The organism is Streptomyces poonensis, assembly GCF_014650915.1.
GTDB lineage: Bacteria > Actinomycetota > Actinomycetes > Streptomycetales > Streptomycetaceae > Streptomyces > Streptomyces poonensis.
Genome location: NZ_BMVW01000001.1, coordinates 620,931 through 637,624, shown reverse-complemented (window position 1 = coordinate 637,624; position 16,694 = coordinate 620,931). Strand labels below are relative to the sequence as shown.

At 70.1% G+C, this 16,694-nt stretch carries 13 protein-coding genes; 8 read left to right on the top strand and 5 right to left on the bottom strand.

Translation table 11 applies throughout. The features are described 5' to 3' along the window. Positions 1–38: 38 nt before the first annotated feature. On the bottom strand, positions 39–326 hold the full coding sequence (locus IE242_RS02785; protein WP_189854887.1) for an Rv0250c family protein: 288 nt from the start codon (positions 324–326) through the stop codon (positions 39–41). Positions 327–741: 415 nt separating this feature from the next. Here IE242_RS02785 and IE242_RS02780 point away from each other — a divergent pair, with 415 nt between their 5' ends. The 8 genes from IE242_RS02780 (at position 742) to IE242_RS02745 (ending at position 12,569) form a co-directional block, all read left to right on the top strand. Further along, the gene (locus tag IE242_RS02780) at positions 742–3,105 is read left to right on the top strand and encodes an ABC transporter family substrate-binding protein (RefSeq protein WP_189854885.1); all 2,364 of its coding nucleotides are present in this window, start codon (positions 742–744) and stop codon (positions 3,103–3,105) included. Between the two features lie 146 nt (positions 3,106–3,251). Further along, positions 3,252–3,923, top strand: a complete 672-nt coding sequence (locus IE242_RS02775; RefSeq protein ID WP_189854883.1) for a hypothetical protein — start codon at positions 3,252–3,254, stop codon at positions 3,921–3,923. 137 nt (positions 3,924–4,060) lie between these two features. Continuing rightward, positions 4,061–5,968, top strand: coding sequence for a translational GTPase TypA (gene typA / locus IE242_RS02770; protein WP_189854881.1), 1,908 nt, complete (start codon positions 4,061–4,063; stop codon positions 5,966–5,968). Between the two features lie 715 nt (positions 5,969–6,683). Continuing rightward, on the top strand, positions 6,684–8,324 hold the full coding sequence (locus IE242_RS02765) for a peptide ABC transporter substrate-binding protein (RefSeq protein WP_189854879.1): 1,641 nt from the start codon (positions 6,684–6,686) through the stop codon (positions 8,322–8,324). A gap of 146 nt (positions 8,325–8,470) precedes the next feature. After that, positions 8,471–9,397 (top strand): ABC transporter permease, encoded by a 927-nt coding sequence (locus IE242_RS02760; protein WP_189854878.1) that lies wholly within the window; start codon positions 8,471–8,473, stop codon positions 9,395–9,397. Then, positions 9,390–10,358, top strand: coding sequence for an ABC transporter permease (locus IE242_RS02755; protein WP_189854877.1), 969 nt, complete (start codon positions 9,390–9,392; stop codon positions 10,356–10,358). The genes IE242_RS02760 and IE242_RS02755 overlap by 8 nt, the downstream gene beginning before the upstream one ends. 11 nt (positions 10,359–10,369) lie before the next feature. After that, a complete protein-coding gene (locus IE242_RS02750) occupies positions 10,370–11,428 on the top strand; it encodes an ABC transporter ATP-binding protein (RefSeq protein ID WP_189854876.1) in 1,059 nt (352 codons plus the stop codon). Further along, positions 11,421–12,569 (top strand): ABC transporter ATP-binding protein, encoded by a 1,149-nt coding sequence (locus tag IE242_RS02745; protein WP_189854875.1) that lies wholly within the window; start codon positions 11,421–11,423, stop codon positions 12,567–12,569. Before IE242_RS02750 ends, IE242_RS02745 begins: the two co-directional genes overlap by 8 nt. Positions 12,570–12,693: 124 nt before the next feature. Here IE242_RS02745 and IE242_RS02740 read toward each other — a convergent pair whose 3' ends face one another. From IE242_RS02740 to IE242_RS02725, 4 genes are read right to left on the bottom strand one after another with little or no spacing between them, the layout of a single operon-like run. After that, positions 12,694–13,683 carry an ABC transporter ATP-binding protein gene (locus IE242_RS02740; protein WP_189854874.1) on the bottom strand — a complete coding sequence of 330 codons (990 nt, stop codon included), beginning with the start codon at positions 13,681–13,683 and terminating at the stop codon, positions 12,694–12,696. Next, positions 13,680–14,660: an ABC transporter ATP-binding protein gene (locus IE242_RS02735; RefSeq protein ID WP_189854873.1), complete on the bottom strand. Its 981-nt coding sequence runs from the start codon at positions 14,658–14,660 to the stop codon at positions 13,680–13,682. Before IE242_RS02735 ends, IE242_RS02740 begins: the two co-directional genes overlap by 4 nt. Then, complete coding sequence (locus tag IE242_RS02730; RefSeq protein WP_189854872.1) at positions 14,657–15,580, bottom strand: ABC transporter permease; 924 nt, start codon at positions 15,578–15,580, stop codon at positions 14,657–14,659. The genes IE242_RS02735 and IE242_RS02730 overlap by 4 nt, the downstream gene beginning before the upstream one ends. Beyond that, positions 15,577–16,647, bottom strand: a complete 1,071-nt coding sequence (locus IE242_RS02725) for an ABC transporter permease (protein WP_189854871.1) — start codon at positions 16,645–16,647, stop codon at positions 15,577–15,579. The genes IE242_RS02730 and IE242_RS02725 overlap by 4 nt, the downstream gene beginning before the upstream one ends. Positions 16,648–16,694 lie beyond the last annotated feature (47 nt).

Here is a 16,694-nt window from a genome sequence, read left to right as displayed (position 1 = left end):
CTCCGGTCGGGGCGGGCGGGTGGTCTGATCGAGCGGGCTCACGGTGCGCGGCGGTCGCGGCCGCCGAGGCCCTCGTCGTCCGAGTCCGTCCACAAGGAGCTGTCGTACGGCGTGTCGGGGATGGAGACGAGGTCGGGGCGCCGGGTCGGGGACAGGGTGGGAGCGGCCTCGCGCAGCAGGGCGACGCTCTCGCGGAGATGGTCGGCGTCGGTGCGCACGCGGCGCATCTCCAGTCCGCCGCCGAGCTGCTGTTCCAGGCGGCCGACCGTCCGGAACAGGTCGTCCAGGCAGCGCTGGACCGACGTCAGGTCGTCGTGAACGGACATGGCTTGCCCTCACTTCCGCAGGCGCGGGGTCCCAAGGCGGCACCGTTCATGCGCCTGCGAGTGTCGCGCGTCACACGACGGTCTGTGAAGGCGTGTGCACGGATTGGTGGCTCGCGGGCCGCCGAATGCGCCGGTACGGCGGAAATCCACGGTCGGGCGGGCCGGTGTACGGCGTGGGGGATACGGACGTCCTGTGTGAGCGGGCGGGCGGGGGCGCGAGCCTCGGTGCGCTGCGCCACACGGGTGGTGTCGGGCCGGCCGGCCGCCGTGTCGCCCGCCGAAGAAGAACCCTTTCCTCTTCAGTGGGCCCGTCAGTGAGCCCATCCGTCTGATCACAACGTGATCGGAACGTATGCAGATCAGGCGGGACGGGAGTCTTCCGCGGCAGGTCCGGCGGAGCGAGGAGGTTGCAGTGATGTCCCACGTCCGCGACGGCGTCGGACCGAGCGCGTCACCACGCGCGGTGTCGCGTTCGGTGGTGCTCCTCGCCGCGGGGCTGCTCGCGGTGCCGCTGCTGACCGCGTGCAGCGAGGAGGACCAGGCCGGCCGGTCCCTCGCCGGGCCGGACGTCGCCCCCGCGAGCCGGGGCCGGATCGCCGACGGGGGCACCCTGCGATGGGCCGTCGACGCCGCCCCGGAGACCTTCAACACCTTCCAGGCGGACGCCGACGCCACCACGTCCCGGGTCGCCCAGGCCGTCCTGCCGTCCCTGTACCGGATGGACGCGAACGGGCGGCCGGAGCGGAACGCGGACTACCTGGAGTCCGCCAGGCTCGTCGAGCGCGAACCCAAGCAGGTGGTGGTCTACAAGCTCCACCAGCAGGCGGTCTGGAGCGACGGCCGGGAGATCGGGGCCGCCGACTTCGCCGCCCAGTGGCGGGCCCTGTCCGGGAAGGACTCCGCGTACTGGACGGCCCGCAACGCCGGGTACGACAGGATCCAGAAGGTCGAACGCGGCGCCAGCGACCTGGAGGTACGGGTCACCTTCGGCAGGCCGTACGCGGACTGGAAGTCACTGTTCTCACCGCTGTACCCCAAGCAGGTGACCGGGACGCCGGACGCCTTCAACGACGGGGTGCGGCGGAAGCTGAAGGTCACCGCCGGGCCCTTCGCGCTCCAGGGCGTCGACCGCGAGCACGGCGAGGTGACCCTCGTCCGCAACCCGCGCTGGTGGGGCCGGGTCGCCAAGCTTCAGCGGCTGGTGCTGCGCGCCGTGCCCCGCGAGGAGCGGATGAAGGCGCTTCTCGGCGGCGAGGTCGACCTCGCGGAGATCGGCCCGGAGGAGGCCCGACGGGTCGCCGTGGCGGCGGGCGGAGGCGCGGGCAGGGGCAAGGAGACGGGCAGGGACAAGGAGACGGGCAAGGGCACGGAGCCGGGTGCGAGTGCGGGCGATGACAAGGCCGTGCTCCAGGGGACCAGGGGGACCAGGGCGGAACTCACCCCCGCTGCGGCCCTGCGTTCCTGGGCGGTAGCGCACGGGTCCGACAAACAGGCCGCCGTCAGGGAGGCCCGTCTCCGCGAGAAGCGACGGAAGGCCCTCGTCCGGTACGCCCGGCAGCAGTCCGCCCTGCGCGGCTTCGCCGTCCGCAAGTCGCTGGAGCCCGCTCACACCCAGCTTGCGCTCAACGGTGCCGAGGGCCCTCTCGCCGACGAGCGGGTGCGTCGTGCCGTGGCCCGCTCCCTCGACCGGAAGGAGCTCGCGAGCCTGGTGCTGAAGCCGCTCGGGCTGCCCGCCGAGCCCGTCGGCAGCCACCTCGCCCTCGCCGGCCAGGCGGCGTACGCGGACAACAGCGGAGCCCTCGGCGGCGAGAACGCCAAGGAGGCCAGGTCGCTGCTCGCCGACGCCGGATGGGCGCGGGGCGGTCCGGTCGAGGAGGAGAACGGGAAGAAGAGCGAGGAGAGAAACGAGGAGAACAACGAGAAGAAGGCAGCCGAGGGAACCGGTGAATCGGGAGACACGGGAGACACAGGAGACACCGGAGGTACCGCAGGCTCCGAGGGCGACGACGGAACGTACATCGTCGGCGAGGACGACAAGCCGGGCGTCGGCGAGGGCGGCGAGCGGGAAACGAGCCGGTGGACGGCGGACGACGAATCGGCATGGCACCTGGCCGGGGACGGCCGAAGGTTCCCGCGCGAGCACGCGCAGCAGGGCGGGGTGCCGGGCGCGTACGCCCCGAAGGGCACGGCCGCGCCCGCCGGTGCCCCGGACGACCGTCCGCTCGTCAAGAAGGGCAAGGCGCTCAGCCTGCGCTTCGTCCTGCCGTCCGGGCCGGGCTCCGGCACCCTGCGGACGGTCGGTGAGCGGATCTCCCGCATGCTGGCGCGCGTCGGCATCGGTACCCGGATCGTCAAGGTTCCCGACGACAGCTACTTCAAGGACCATGTCGCGAACGGCCAGTACGACCTGGCGCTCTACTCCTGGCCCGCCTCCGCCTACCCGGCCACCGACGCCCGCCCCATCCACGCCAAGCCGGTCCCGGCGGCGGACGGCTCCCTGAACGTCGAGCAGAACTACACCCGCGTCGGCACCGACCAGGTCGACCAGCTCTTCGACCAGGCTGTCACCACGCTCGACGAGGAAGAGGCCGTCTCCCTGGTCCGCAAGGCGGACGCCCGCATCTGGGCCGCGGCCGGCTCGATCCCCCTGTACCAGCGCCCGCAGCTCATGGCCGCCCGCGTCGGCCTCGCCAACGCGGGCGCCTTCGGCCTGCGCACGCCGGTGTACGAGGACATGGGGTTTTTGAAGAAGGCGGCGAAGTCGTCGCCGGGCGGCTGAGCGGGGCCGTACCCCGTCAGGCCGTCACTACCTCAGGGAGCGCTCAAACTCCTTGATGTCCCCGCCCGGCGCCCGCACCCTGAGTACAGCAGTGATCACGGTGCGGGCGTCGACCGCGTCCTCACCACGGGGGAGGGGCACCGATCATGCGGGGTACGGCACGACGGACCTGGGCGGCGGGACTGGCCATGGTGGCGATGACGGCGGGACTCGCGGCCTGCACCGGCGAGAGGAAGGACGAGCCGGAGAGCGGCGGCAAGAGCGCCGACGCCGTGGTGAAGGCGTGCGCCGACGGCACGTTCACGTGGACCGGCGTCCGGCGGACGGATCGGCTGACCGGGGCCTCCGAGGTCCGGCGAGTCGGGGCCGAAGACGCGTCGAACCCGCCGATGGAGCGGGTGTACACCCCGCGGCCGGCCGTACGGGCCGAGGGGCCGGCCGTGCCCGCGGCGGAGGTCCTCTTCTCGCTGGGCAAGAGGATCGGGGAGATCGACTCGGACGCCCGGACCCTGGCGGAAGCGGGCGGCGACACCTACGCCTTCACCGACGTGCGCCTAGCGGCACCGAAGCTGGACGGCGGTCGGGTCGAGGTCACCGGGCCCGGAGAGTTCGTGGAGTACGCCGGGGTGCGGGAATGGGAGGGTGACTTCCGCTACACCTGTTCCGGTGCGGTGACCACCACGGGCCACGCGAGGAACTGGACCGTCGACATCGGTGGGGTCCTCTCCTGCCAGGAGCCCGTCGGCGGTGACGGCCTCGCCCTTCGGGCCGCCCGTCGTTCCTGCGGGGCAGACTCCCCGGCAGTCCGGGAACGGTGATCCTTACGCCCGGCGAGCCGCCACGGGAGCGGCCCCGTACCATGGGGTGAGGCCGTGGCATGTTGAGCCCGGCAGGGCCCGCGCTCCACTGACGTACGCGCCGGGCATTCCTCACCACTCCGGGAGTACGCGTACTTATGGCCACGCGCCACGACATCCGCAACGTCGCCATCGTCGCCCACGTCGACCACGGCAAGACGACCATCGTCGACGGCATGCTGAAGCAGGCCGGTGCCTTCGCCGCCCACCAGCTCGACTCGGTCGACGACCGCATGATGGATTCGAACGACCTGGAGCGTGAGAAGGGCATCACGATCCTCGCCAAGAACACGGCGGTGAAGTACCACCCCAAGGACGGCGGGGAGCCCATCACGATCAACATCATCGACACCCCCGGCCACGCCGACTTCGGCGGTGAGGTCGAGCGCGGTCTGTCGATGGTCGACGGTGTCGTGCTGCTCGTCGACGCCTCCGAGGGCCCGCTGCCGCAGACCCGCTTCGTGCTGCGCAAGGCGCTGCAGCAGCGCCTGCCCGTCATCCTGTGCATCAACAAGACGGACCGCCCGGACTCCCGGATCGACGAGGTCGTCAACGAGACGTACGACCTCTTCCTCGACCTGGACGCCGACGAGGACCAGATCGAGTTCCCGATCGTCTACGCCTGCGGCCGCGACGGTGTGGCGTCCCTCACCAAGCCGGCGGACGGCACCGTCCCCGCCGACTCCACCAGCCTGGAGCCGTTCTTCTCCACGATCCTGGAGCACATCCCGGCCCCGACGTACGACGAGGACGCCCCGCTCCAGGCCCACGTCACCAACCTGGACGCCGACAACTTCCTCGGCCGTATCGCGCTGCTCCGCGTGCAGCAGGGCGAGCTGAAGAAGGGCCAGACGGTCGCGTGGATGAAGCGCGACGGGTCCGTCAGCAACGTCCGCATCAGCGAGCTGCTGATGACCGAGGCGCTGACCCGCAAGCCCGCCGAGAAGGCCGGCCCGGGTGACATCTGCGCCGTCGCCGGTATCCCCGACATCATGATCGGCGAGACGCTGGCCGACCCGGAGAACCCGGTCGCGCTGCCGCTGATCACGGTCGACGAGCCCGCGATCTCCATGGTCATCGGCACCAACACCTCCCCGCTGGTCGGCCGCGGCGGCACCGGCAAGGGCGCCGACGCCAAGTCGGCCGTCAAGGACCGCAAGGTCACCGCCCGCCAGGTCAAGGACCGCCTGGACCGCGAGCTGATCGGTAACGTCTCCCTCCGGGTGCTCGAGACCGAGCGTCCCGACGCCTGGGAGGTCCAGGGCCGCGGTGAGCTCGCGCTCGCCATCCTGGTCGAGCAGATGCGCCGCGAGGGCTTCGAGCTGACCATCGGCAAGCCGCAGGTGGTCACCAAGGAGATCGACGGCAAGGTCCACGAGCCCGTCGAGCGCATGACCATCGACGTCCCCGAGGAGCACATGGGCGCCGTCACGCAGCTCATGGGCGTCCGCAAGGGCCGGATGGACAACATGTCCAACCACGGCTCCGGCTGGGTCCGCATGGAGTTCGTCGTCCCGTCCCGCGGCCTCATCGGCTTCCGTACGGAGTTCCTGACCCAGACCCGCGGTACGGGCATCGGGCACTCCATCCACGAGGGCCACGAGCCCTGGTTCGGCACCCTCCAGACCCGTAACAACGGTTCCCTGGTGGCCGACCGCTCCGGCGCCGTCACCGCCTTCGCGATGACCAACCTCCAGGAGCGCGGCGTGCTGTTCGTGGAGCCGGGCACCGAGGTGTACGAGGGCATGATCGTCGGCGAGAACTCGCGCTCCGACGACATGGACGTCAACATCACCAAGGAGAAGAAGCTGACGAACATGCGGTCCTCCACCGCTGACGTCGCCGAGTCCATCGTGCCGCCGCGCAAGCTGTCGCTGGAGCAGTCCCTGGAGTTCTGCCGCGACGACGAGTGCGTCGAGGTGACCCCGGAGGCCGTGCGCATCCGCAAGGTGAACCTGGACGCCCGTGAGCGCGCCCGCGCCGCGAGCCGCGCCAAGCACGGCTGACGCGTCCACGGATCCCGCACCACGGCACCGGGCACCCCGCTCAGCGGGGTGCCCGGTGCCGTTTCTGTCACAAGAGCCCAACAAGGGGTCACAAGAGCTCACAAGAGCCGGAAAAGGAAGCGGAAAGAAAGAGTAGGGAAAACCCTTCACTTGTCCGAGACGGGCTGCCGGAAGTGTCCGTTCCCACTACCCTGCTGCGGAAATGGCTCGTCCGTCCGGTCGCGCCGCGCCGTCCGTGTCTGTGCGCCTGCTGTGTCGCCCTCGGCGCACAGCACCCCATTGCCGGACGCACGTACAGCGCGGCTGTTCCGCGCGCGGCCATCGCTCAGAGGCGTCCCGCTCTATCGCACCTTGCATGGCGGGGCGCATTCCTCGCAATCACTTTTTCCCCGCCATGTGTCCGCTATTCGGACAGCTGTCACCGGTAGATGTGTAACAAGTCCGTTTCGCAGGGATCTTTCACCAAGACGTTTGTCCGGATTTTGGAAGATGTATACGTCAGCTGTGATCGAACCGAGACCTCGAGGGTGTGGTTCGACCTGGGCGCATGGCAGATAGTTAGGCGCGTAGAGCTCGACTGAACGGGTCACGCGCCGGCGGCGCCGACTCACGAGCGCGGGGGCATCTGACTATCTCCGGCACCGGCGACGGGCGGTGGCGGTGGCTTGTCTTGTGCCCCCTTTGCGGTGAACCAATGGACTCATAGGAGGAACCCATGCGCGGTGCCAGGAGCGCCAAGTGGGTCGCGGGGGCAATCGTCGTCGCTCTGGCCGCCACCGCCTGCGGCGGCGGTGATGACACGGGCAGCGACGACATGAACAAGGGGAAGGCCGACCCGAACGGCATCGTCACTGCGCAGCTGAGCGAGCCGCAGAACCCGCTGCAGCCGGCCAACGCCAAGGAGAGCCAGGGCTCCCGCGTGCTGCGCACGATCTTCGCGGGCCTGGTCGACTACGAGCCCGGCACCGGCGAGCTCGAGTACGTCAACGCCGAGTCGGTCACCCCGAACGACGACTCGTCGGAGTGGACCGTCAAGCTCAAGGCGGGCTGGAAGTTCCACGACGGCACCCCGGTCACCGCCCAGTCCTATGTGGACTCCTGGAACTGGTCTGCCAACATCAAGAACAACCAGACCAACTCCAGCTGGTTCGCCGACATCGTGGGCTACGAGGACGTGCACCCGGAGAAGGGTGACCCCAAGACCGACAAGATGTCGGGTCTGAAGGTCGTCGACGAGACCACCTTCACCGTCAAGCTGACGCAGCCGGTGTCGTACTTCGCGTACAAGCTGGGCTACGACGTCTGGGCCCCGCTGCCCGAGGCCTTCTTCAAGGACCCGGAGAAGTACGGCGAGAACCCGATCGGCAACGGCCCGTACAAGTTCGTGTCCTGGGAGCACAACAAGCTCATCAAGGTGCGGAAGTTCGACGGCTACAAGGGCCCGAACAAGGCCAAGAACGGCGGCATCGACTTCAAGAACTACACGACCGCCGACGCCGCGTACTCCGACCTGCGTTCCAACAACGTGGACTGGATCGAGCAGGTCCCGACCACCGCGCTGACGAACTACAAGACGGACCTCGGCGACCGCGCCATCGACCAGGAGTACTCGGCCGTCCAGTCGATCGTCCCGGCGTTCTACACCAAGACCTTCAAGGACATCGACCCCAAGGTCATCCAGGGTCTGTCCATGGCGATCGACCGCGAGACGATCACCAAGACCGTCCTCCAGGGCACCCGTACGCCCGCGGACTCCTACGTCGCCCCCGGCGTTCTCGGCTACAAGAAGGGCGCGCTCGGCGACATCGTCAAGTTCGACGCGGCCCAGGCCAAGAAGCTGATCCAGGAAGGCGGCGGCGTTCCGGGCAACAAGATCCAGATCCAGTACAACGCCGACCAGGACCACAAGCCCTGGGTCGACGCGGTCTGCAACTCGATCCGCAAGTCCACCGGCGTGGACTGCGTCGGCGACCCGAAGCCGACCTTCCAGGCCGACCTGGACGCCCGTGACAACGACGAGGTCAAGTCCATGTACCGCGGTGGCTGGGTGCTCGACTACCCGGTCAACTCGAACTTCATGCGCGACCTGTACGGCACCACGGCGGCCGGTAACACCAGCGGTTACTCCAACAAGGAGTTCGACGAGCTGAGCTCCGAGGCCGACAAGGCCAGCTCGATCGACGAGACCGTGAAGCTGTACCAGGAGGCGGAGCAGCTCCTCGCCAAGGACATGCCGGCCATTCCGCTCTGGTTCTACAAGGTCAACAGCGGTCAGTCGACCAACATCCTGGGCAAGATTCCCTATGGCCAGGACGGTGACCCGATCTTCGACCAGGTCCAGGTCAAGCAGAAGTAAGAAAACGACCGAAGACCGGTGCCGCCCCTTCCGACGGGGGAGAGGCGGCACCGGTCCGCTGGCACAGGCCTCCACCTCACCCCCCCAACCTGCGGTAGAGATGAGTGCGCAGGCCTCGCCGACCCCTCACGGCATGGAGGCGCAAGATGGGGCGCTACGCCGCCAGGCGACTGCTCCAGATGATCCCGATCTTCATCGGGACAACTCTGTTGATTTTTCTCATGGTCCACATCCTGCCGGGTGACCCGGTCCGGGCCATTTACGGGGACAAGGCTCCCGACCCCGCGCAGATCGCCGCGATCAAGCGCGAGTACGGCTTCGACAAGCCGGTGCTGGAGCAGTACGTCCACTACATGCTGAACCTCCTCCAGGGAGACTTCGGCAAGAACCTGGCGGGCCGCCCGGTCATCGACCTGATGTCCGACGCCTTCCCCGTGACCCTGCGGCTGACGCTGCTGGCCATCACCATCGAGATCATCATCGGTGTCGGCCTGGGCGCGTGGGCCGGTCTGCGGGCCGGCAAGGCCGCCGACACCGGGGTGCTGATCTTCACGCTGACCGTGATCTCCATCCCGGTCTTCGTCCTGGGCTTCATCGCCCGGTTCATCTTCGCCGACGAACTCGGCTGGCTGCCGCCCAACGTCCAGGACTCCACGAGCTTCTCGCAGTTGTTCCTGCCGGCGTTCGTCCTCGCGATGCTGTCCATGGCCTATGTGGCCCGGCTGACGCGTACGACCTTCGCGGAGAACCTGCGGGCCGACTACATGCGCACCGCGCTCGCCAAGGGCCTGCCCCGGCGCCGCATCATCGGTGTCCACCTGCTGCGCAACTCGCTGATCCCCGTGGTCACCTTCGTCGGCACCGACGTCGGCGGCTTCATCGGCGGCGCGGTCATCACCGAGGGCATCTTCAACATCCAGGGTGTCGGCAACCTCCTCTACCGGGCGGTCCAGACGAGCGAGGGCTCCACGGTCACCGGTGTGGTGACGGTGCTCGTCCTCGTCATCCTTCTGATCAACCTCCTCATCGACCTGCTGTACGCGGTCCTGGACCCGAGGATCCGGTATGCCTGACGTGACCAAGGCCCAGACCACCGACGAGGCGCTCCTGGACGCCGTGGCCCCTCCGGCCGTCGAGGTTCCGGCGGGTCAGGACGAGAAGAAGAGCGACAAGCCCCGCTCCCTGTGGGGCGACGCCTGGTACGACCTGCGGCACCGCCCCATGTTCTGGGTGTCCTCGGTGCTGCTCTTCCTGCTGATCGTGATCGCCGCCTTCCCCGGCCTGTTCACCAGCGTCGACCCGCGCGACGGCGACCTCGTCAACCACTACCTGTCCAAGCCGGAACTGACGCACTTCTTCCAGCCCGACTGGTTCGGCTACGACCAGCAGGGCCGTTCGATCTACGCGCGTGTCGTCCACGGCACCCGGGCCTCCATCCTGGTCGGCGTCGGCGTGACCGCCGTGGTCACCTTGGTCGGCGCCCTGCTCGGCATGCTGGCCGGCTACTTCGGCGGCTGGGTCGACTCGGTGATCTCCCGGCTCACCGACATCTTCTTCGGCATTCCGTTCCTGCTGGGCACGATGGTCGTCCTGAACGCCTTCACCGAGCGCAAGGTGTACGTGGTCATCCTGGCCCTGGCCTTCCTCGGCTGGACCTCGATCGCGCGCGTCACCCGCAGCTCCGTGATCACCGCCAAGCAGGCGGACTACGTGACGGCGGCCCGGGCGCTCGGCGCCGGCACCTCGCGGATCCTGTTCCGCCATGTGATGCCGAACGCCATCGCGCCGACCATCGTCGTGGCCACGATCGCCCTCGGCGGTTACATCTCGGCGGAGGCGACGCTGTCGTTCCTCGGCCTCGGCCTCAGCGACCCGACGATCTCGTGGGGCATCGACATCTCCGAGGGCAGCAAGGTGATCCGGGACAACCCGCACACACTGCTGTTCCCGGCGGGCATGCTCAGCCTCACGGTCTTCGCGTTCATCATGCTCGGCGACGCGGTCCGCGACGCCCTCGACCCGAAGCTGCGCTGAGGAGGGCGTACGTGACCACCATCGACAAGACCAGGAACGTGCCCGAACCACGGGGCGCGGCCGACGGCTCCACGCCGCTGCTCGAAGTGCGCGACCTGCACGTCGAGTTCCACACCCGTGACGGCGTGGCCAAGGCCGTCAACGGCGTCAACTACACCGTGAACTCGGGCGAGACCCTCGCCGTCCTCGGTGAGTCCGGCTCCGGCAAGTCCGTGACCGCCCAGGCGATCATGGGCATCCTCGACATGCCGCCCGGCCGGATCCCCCAGGGCCAGATCCTGTACCGGGGCGAGGACATGCTCACCATGTCCGCCGACGCCCGGCGCAAGATCCGCGGCAGGAAGATCGCGATGATCTTCCAGGACGCGCTCTCCGCCCTGAACCCGGTGCTCTCCGTCGGCTACCAGCTCGGCGAGATGTTCCGCGTCCACGAGGGCCTGAGCAAGAAGGACGCCAAGGCCAAGGCCATCGAGCTGATGGACCGGGTGAAGATCCCGGCCGCCAAGGAGCGCGTCGGGGACTACCCGCACCAGTTCTCCGGCGGTATGCGCCAGCGCATCATGATCGCGATGGCGCTCGCCCTGGAGCCGGACCTGATCATCGCCGACGAGCCGACCACGGCCCTCGACGTGACCGTCCAGGCCCAGGTGATGGACCTGCTCGCGGAGCTGCAGCGCGAGTACAACATGGGTCTCATCCTGATCACCCACGACCTCGGCGTCGTCGCCGACGTCGCGGACAAGATCGCGGTGATGTACGCGGGCCGGATCGTGGAGACCGCCCCGGTGCACGAGCTGTACAAGCGGCCCGCGCACCCCTACACCCGGGGTCTCCTCGACTCGATCCCGCGCCTGGACCAGAAGGGCCAGGAGCTGTACGCGATCAAGGGCCTGCCGCCCAACCTCACCCGCATCCCGTCCGGCTGCGCCTTCAACCCGCGCTGCCCGATGGCGCAGGACGTCTGCCGTACGGATGTCCCGCCGCTGCACCCGGTCACCGAGCGGGACGGCAGCGAGCTGGTCGGCCGCGGCAGCGCGTGCCACTTCTGGAAGGAGACGATCCATGGCTGACGTGGAGAAGACGGACGAGTCCATGGACGCCACCCCCAACGTCACCGAGGTGGAGACGGTCGACGCCGCCACCGACGAGGAGGCCGTGGCCGCCATCGAGGCCCCGGTCGAGCGCGGTGAGCCGATCCTCCAGGTCCGCAATCTGGTGAAGCACTTCCCGCTGACCCAGGGCATCCTGTTCAAGCGGCAGGTCGGCGCGGTCAAGGCCGTGGACGGGGTCTCCTTCGACCTCTACCAGGGTGAGACCCTCGGCATCGTGGGCGAGTCCGGCTGCGGCAAGTCCACCGTCGCCAAGCTCCTGATGATGCTGGAGACGGCGACCGCGGGCGAGATCTTCTACAAGGGCCAGGACATCACCAAGCTGTCCGGGCGCGCCCTGAAGGCCGTGCGCCGGAACATCCAGATGGTGTTCCAGGACCCGTACACCTCGCTCAACCCCCGTATGACGGTGGGCGACATCATCGGGGAGACCTTCGAGATCCACCCCGAGGTGGCCCCGAAGGGCGACCGGCGCCGCAAGGTCCAGGAACTGCTGGACGTGGTCGGCCTCAACCCGGAGTACATCAACCGCTACCCGCACCAGTTCTCCGGCGGTCAGCGCCAGCGCATCGGCATCGCCCGCGGCCTGGCCCTCAACCCCGAGATCATCATCTGCGACGAGCCGGTGTCGGCGCTGGACGTGTCGGTCCAGGCGCAGGTCATCAACCTGATGGAGAAGCTCCAGGACGAGTTCAACCTCTCCTACCTCTTCATCGCGCACGACCTGTCGATCGTCCGGCACATCTCCGACCGCGTCGGTGTGATGTACCTCGGCAAGATGGCCGAGATCGGCAGCGACGCGGAGATCTACGACCACCCGACGCACCCCTACACCCAGGCGCTGCTGTCGGCGGTCCCCGTGCCGGACCCGGAAGCCCGTGAGGGCCGCGACCGGATCATCCTCACCGGCGACGTGCCGTCCCCGGCCAACCCGCCGTCCGGCTGCCGCTTCCGCACCCGCTGCTGGAAGGCCCAGGACAAGTGCGCCGAGGAGGTGCCGCTGCTGGCGGTCCCCGAGCGCTTCAAGGGCTCGGACACCCCGGCCGCGCACGAGTCGGCGTGCCACTTCGCCGAGGAGAAGGACGTCGTGCACGCGGCGTGACGCGACGGACGTCCCCGCACGGTCCCCGGCACCTGTTCAGGTGGTGCCGGGGACCGGCCTTTTCGGTGGCTTCCGTGCGGACCGGGCCTCGCCCGGCGTCAGTACGGACCGGGCCCGCCCGGCGTCAGGTGGTCACCCGCGCCCGCGCCCAGTGACAGGCCACCTGCTCCTCGCCGCCTCCGCCCAGCACCTCCAGCTCCTCGCCGCGGCACCGGTCCGCGACCCCCGCCCGCTCGGCCTCGCCGCCGGCCAGCACCTGGCAGCGGGCCTGGAAACGGCAGCCGGTGGGGATGCGGGAGGGGTCCGGGGGCTCCCCGGCCAGCACGACGGGCTCGCCCGGCGCGTCCGGCAGGACCGACAGCAGGGCCTGGGTGTACGGGTGCCGGGGCGCCGTCAGCACCTGCTCGACGTCGCCGGTCTCCACGATCCGGCCCAGGTACATCACCGCGACCCGGTCGGCGATGTTCCAGGCGAGGCCGAGGTCGTGGGTCACCACGAGGGCGGCCAGGCCGAGCTCGTCGCGCAGCCGCAGCAGCAGGGCCAGGATCTCCCCGCGCACGGAGGCGTCCAGCGAGGCCACCGGCTCGTCGGCGACGAGGAGTTCGGGTTCGAGGACGAGCGCGCCCGCGATCACCACGCGCTGGCGCTGGCCGCCGGACAGCTCGTGCGGGTAGCGCAGGAGGAACCGCTCGGGCGGGCGGAGGCCGGCCCGCGAGAGGGCCTGCGTGACCGCCTCCCGCTCGTCCCCGGCGTACCCGTGGATGCGCAGCCCCTCGGCCACCGCGTCGTACACGGTGTGCCGCGGGTTGAGCGACCCGCTCGGGTCCTGGAGCACCAGCTGGGCCCGTCTGCGGTACGCCTTCAAGGCCCGGGAGGAGTACTCCAGCCGCTGCCCCGCGAAGCTGACGCGGCCCGCGGTCGGCGGCACCAGGCCGAGCAGCGAGCGGGCCAGCGTCGTCTTGCCGCAGCCGGACTCGCCGACCAGCGCCACGATCTCGCCGGGCCGGATGTCGAGCTCGACGCCGTCCACGGCCCGGACCGGCGGGCCGCCGTGCCGGCCGGGGAACGTCACGTGCAGGCCCTGCGCGCTCAGCAGGGGTGGTGGCGTGGTCATGGGGTGCTCCTCGCGTCCGCACTGTTGCCGGCCGGTACGTGGACGCACGCCGCCAGCCGTCCCGGCGCCGCCTCCCGCAGCCCGATGTCCACCGTGTCGCAGCCCTCCACGGCCACCGGGCAACGCGGATGGAAGGCGCAGCCGGAGGGCACGGCGGCCGGGTCGGGCGGGTCACCGGCCAGGCCCCGCGGGGCGAACCGGGAGGCCGGGTCGCCGATGCGCGGGAACGCGGCGGACAGGGCCGCCGCGTAGGGGTGCCGGGCGTCCTCGTGGACCGCGCGGGCGGGGCCCTCCTCGACCACCCGGCCCGCGTACATCACCGCGAGCCGGTCGCAGAGGTCGGCGAGGACCGAGAGGTCGTGGCTGATCATCATCAGGCCGACGTCCTGCTCGTCGACGAGCTGTTCGATCAGCCGCAGGATCTGTGCCTGGATCATCACGTCCAGGGCCGTGGTCGGCTCGTCGGCGATGATCAGCGCGGGGTCGCAGGCGAGCGCCATGGCGATCATGACGCGCTGCCGCTGCCCGCCGGACAGCTCGTGCGGGTACGCCGACACGCGCGCGGCCGGCAGGCCCACGTGCTCCAGCAGTTCACCGGTCCGTCGGCGGGCCCCGGCGGGGGTCTCCTTGCGGTGCAGCAGGATCGGTTCGGCGATCTGGTCGCCGACGCGGTGCACGGGGTTGAGGGAGTGCATCGCGCCCTGGAAGACGATGGAGGCGCCGGCCCAGCGGACCGCCCGTACCCGCCCCCACCGCATCGTCAGGACGTCCTCGCCGTCGAGCAGGATCTCCCCGGTGACCTTCGTCCCGGCGGGCAGCAGCCGCAGCAGCGCGAGCGCCAGCGTGGACTTGCCGCAGCCCGACTCGCCCGCGATGCCGAGCTTCTGGCCCGCGTCGAGACGCAGGTCCACACCCCGTACCGCGGCCGCCCCACCGGGATAGGTCACCGTCAGGTTCCGTACGTCCAGCAGCGTCACCGGGCCACCCCCAGCCGGGGGTTGAGGACGGACTCCACCGCGCGGCCGCAGAGCGTGAACGTCAGGGCGACCCCGGCGATGGCGATGCCCGGCGGCACCAGGTACCACCAGTCGCCGGCGCTGACCGCGCCCGCCTCGCGCGCGTCCTGGAGCATGCCGCCCCACGACACCACCGTGGGATCGCCGAGGCCGAGGAAGGCCAGCGTCGCCTCGGTGAGGATCGAGCCGGAGACCATCAGGGTGGTCTGCGCCAGCACCAGGGGCATCACGTTGGGCAGCACGTGCCGGGTCATGATGTGCACGTGTCCGGCGCCCAGCGCTTTGGCGCGCTCGATGTACGGGCGGGACTCCACCGCCAGTGTCTGGGCCCGCACCAGCCGGGCCGTGGTCGGCCACGACGTGACGCCGATGGCCAGGATCACCGTGCCGAGGGACCGGGGCAGCACGGTGGCGAGCGCGATGGCGAGCACCAGCGCCGGCATCACCAGGAACCAGTCCGTGACCCGCATCATCACCGTCGCGTACATGCCCTTGTAATGTCCCGCGGTGATCCCGACCAGCGCGCCGATCACCACCGACAGCACGGCCGCCAGCAGTCCCACCAGCAGCGAGACCCGGGAGCCCCACACCAGCAGGCCCAGCAGATCACGGCCGAACCGGTCGGTGCCGAGCGGGAACTCCGCGCTCGGGGACTCCATCGGCCGGCCCGGCGCGTCGGTCACCCCGGCCACGTCGGAGCCGACCGTCAGGGGCGCGGTCAGGGCGAGCAGCGCGAACAGGGCGAGCGCGGCCAGGCCCACCAGACCGGCGCGGTGGGTGCGGTACTGCCGCCAGAACCGTACGGCGGCACGGCGGCGGCGCTGCCGGGCGAGCGCGCGCGGCCCGGCCGGTGCGGCCGGGGGAGAGGCTTCGGTCGTCATCGGCCCACCCGTGGGTCGAGCAGCGGATAGACCAGGTCGGCCACTGTGTTCATGACGATCACCGCCGAGGCGAAGAAGAGGAACAGCCCCTGGACCAGGGGCAGGTCGGGCACGCTGAGGGCCTGGTAGAACAGGCCGCCGAGGCCCGGCCAGGAGAACACGGTCTCGACGAGGATCACGCCGGCGACGGTCCGGCCGAGGTTGACGAAGATCAGCGTCACGGTCGGCAGCAGGGCGTTCGGCACGGCGTGCCGGCGGCGCACGGCATCGTCCCTGAGGCCCTTGGCGCGGGCGGTCGTCAGATAGTCGCTGCCCGTCTCGTCCAGCAGCGCCGAGCGGGTGACCAGCAGCGTCTGCCCGTACTCCACGGCGACCAGCGTGAGTACCGGCAGGACGAGATGGTGGGCGACGTCGAGGACGTGGGCGAACCCCTGCTCGCCGCCGGACTCCATGCCGCCGGTCGGGAAGAGCCCGGGGACCGGGCCCATGCCGACGGAGAAGACGATGATCAGCAACAGGCCCAGCCAGAACGACGGGAGGGAGTACAGGGTGAGCGCCAGACCGGTGTTCAGCCGGTCGCCGAGCCGTCCCTGGCGCCAGGCGGAGCGGGTGCCGATGACGATGCCGAGCGCCGTGTACAGCACGAACGCGGTGCCCGTGAGCAGCAGGGTGTTCGGCAGGGCGTCGGCGATCTTCTCGGTGACCGGCGCCCGGAACTGGTACGAGGTGCCGAGGTCCCCGGTGAGCGCCTTGCCGCAGTAGTCCGTGAACTGCTGCCACAGCGGCAGGTCGAGCCCGAACTCACGCCGCAGGGCGGCCAGTTGCTCGGCGGACACCGGGCGTCCGCCCGTCATGGTCTTCACCGGGTCGCCGGGGATCAGCCGGAACAGGAAGAAGCTGGTGACGAGGACGGCGAACAGGGAGACGGCCGCGCCGCCCACCTTGCCTGCGCCGTAGCGGAGGTACCCGGCCCAGGTGCGCGCCCGGGGCCCGCGGACCGGCGGCGCGGCGGCCGGGGCCGGACCGTCGGCCTGGCCGGCCGGCGCGGATACTGCGTCAGCGGTCATGGGCGGCCGCCCGGCGCTCTGGTACCGGGACAAGAACGGAGAGATTC

Bases quoted from the DNA above. Each gene is read 5' to 3' on its own strand.
- IE242_RS02785 (WP_189854887.1), bottom strand. From the start codon at position 326: ATGTCCGTTCACGACGACCTGACGTCGGTCCAGCGCTGCCTGGACGAC.
- IE242_RS02780 (WP_189854885.1), top strand. From the start codon at position 742: ATGTCCCACGTCCGCGACGGCGTCGGACCGAGCGCGTCACCACGCGCG.
- IE242_RS02775 (WP_189854883.1), top strand. From the start codon at position 3,252: ATGCGGGGTACGGCACGACGGACCTGGGCGGCGGGACTGGCCATGGTG.
- typA (WP_189854881.1), top strand. From the start codon at position 4,061: ATGGCCACGCGCCACGACATCCGCAACGTCGCCATCGTCGCCCACGTC.
- IE242_RS02765 (WP_189854879.1), top strand. From the start codon at position 6,684: ATGCGCGGTGCCAGGAGCGCCAAGTGGGTCGCGGGGGCAATCGTCGTC.
- IE242_RS02760 (WP_189854878.1), top strand. From the start codon at position 8,471: ATGGGGCGCTACGCCGCCAGGCGACTGCTCCAGATGATCCCGATCTTC.
- IE242_RS02755 (WP_189854877.1), top strand. From the start codon at position 9,390: ATGCCTGACGTGACCAAGGCCCAGACCACCGACGAGGCGCTCCTGGAC.
- IE242_RS02745 (WP_189854875.1), top strand. From the start codon at position 11,421: ATGGCTGACGTGGAGAAGACGGACGAGTCCATGGACGCCACCCCCAAC.
- IE242_RS02740 (WP_189854874.1), bottom strand. From the start codon at position 13,683: ATGACCACGCCACCACCCCTGCTGAGCGCGCAGGGCCTGCACGTGACG.
- IE242_RS02730 (WP_189854872.1), bottom strand. From the start codon at position 15,580: ATGACGACCGAAGCCTCTCCCCCGGCCGCACCGGCCGGGCCGCGCGCG.
- IE242_RS02725 (WP_189854871.1), bottom strand. From the start codon at position 16,647: ATGACCGCTGACGCAGTATCCGCGCCGGCCGGCCAGGCCGACGGTCCG.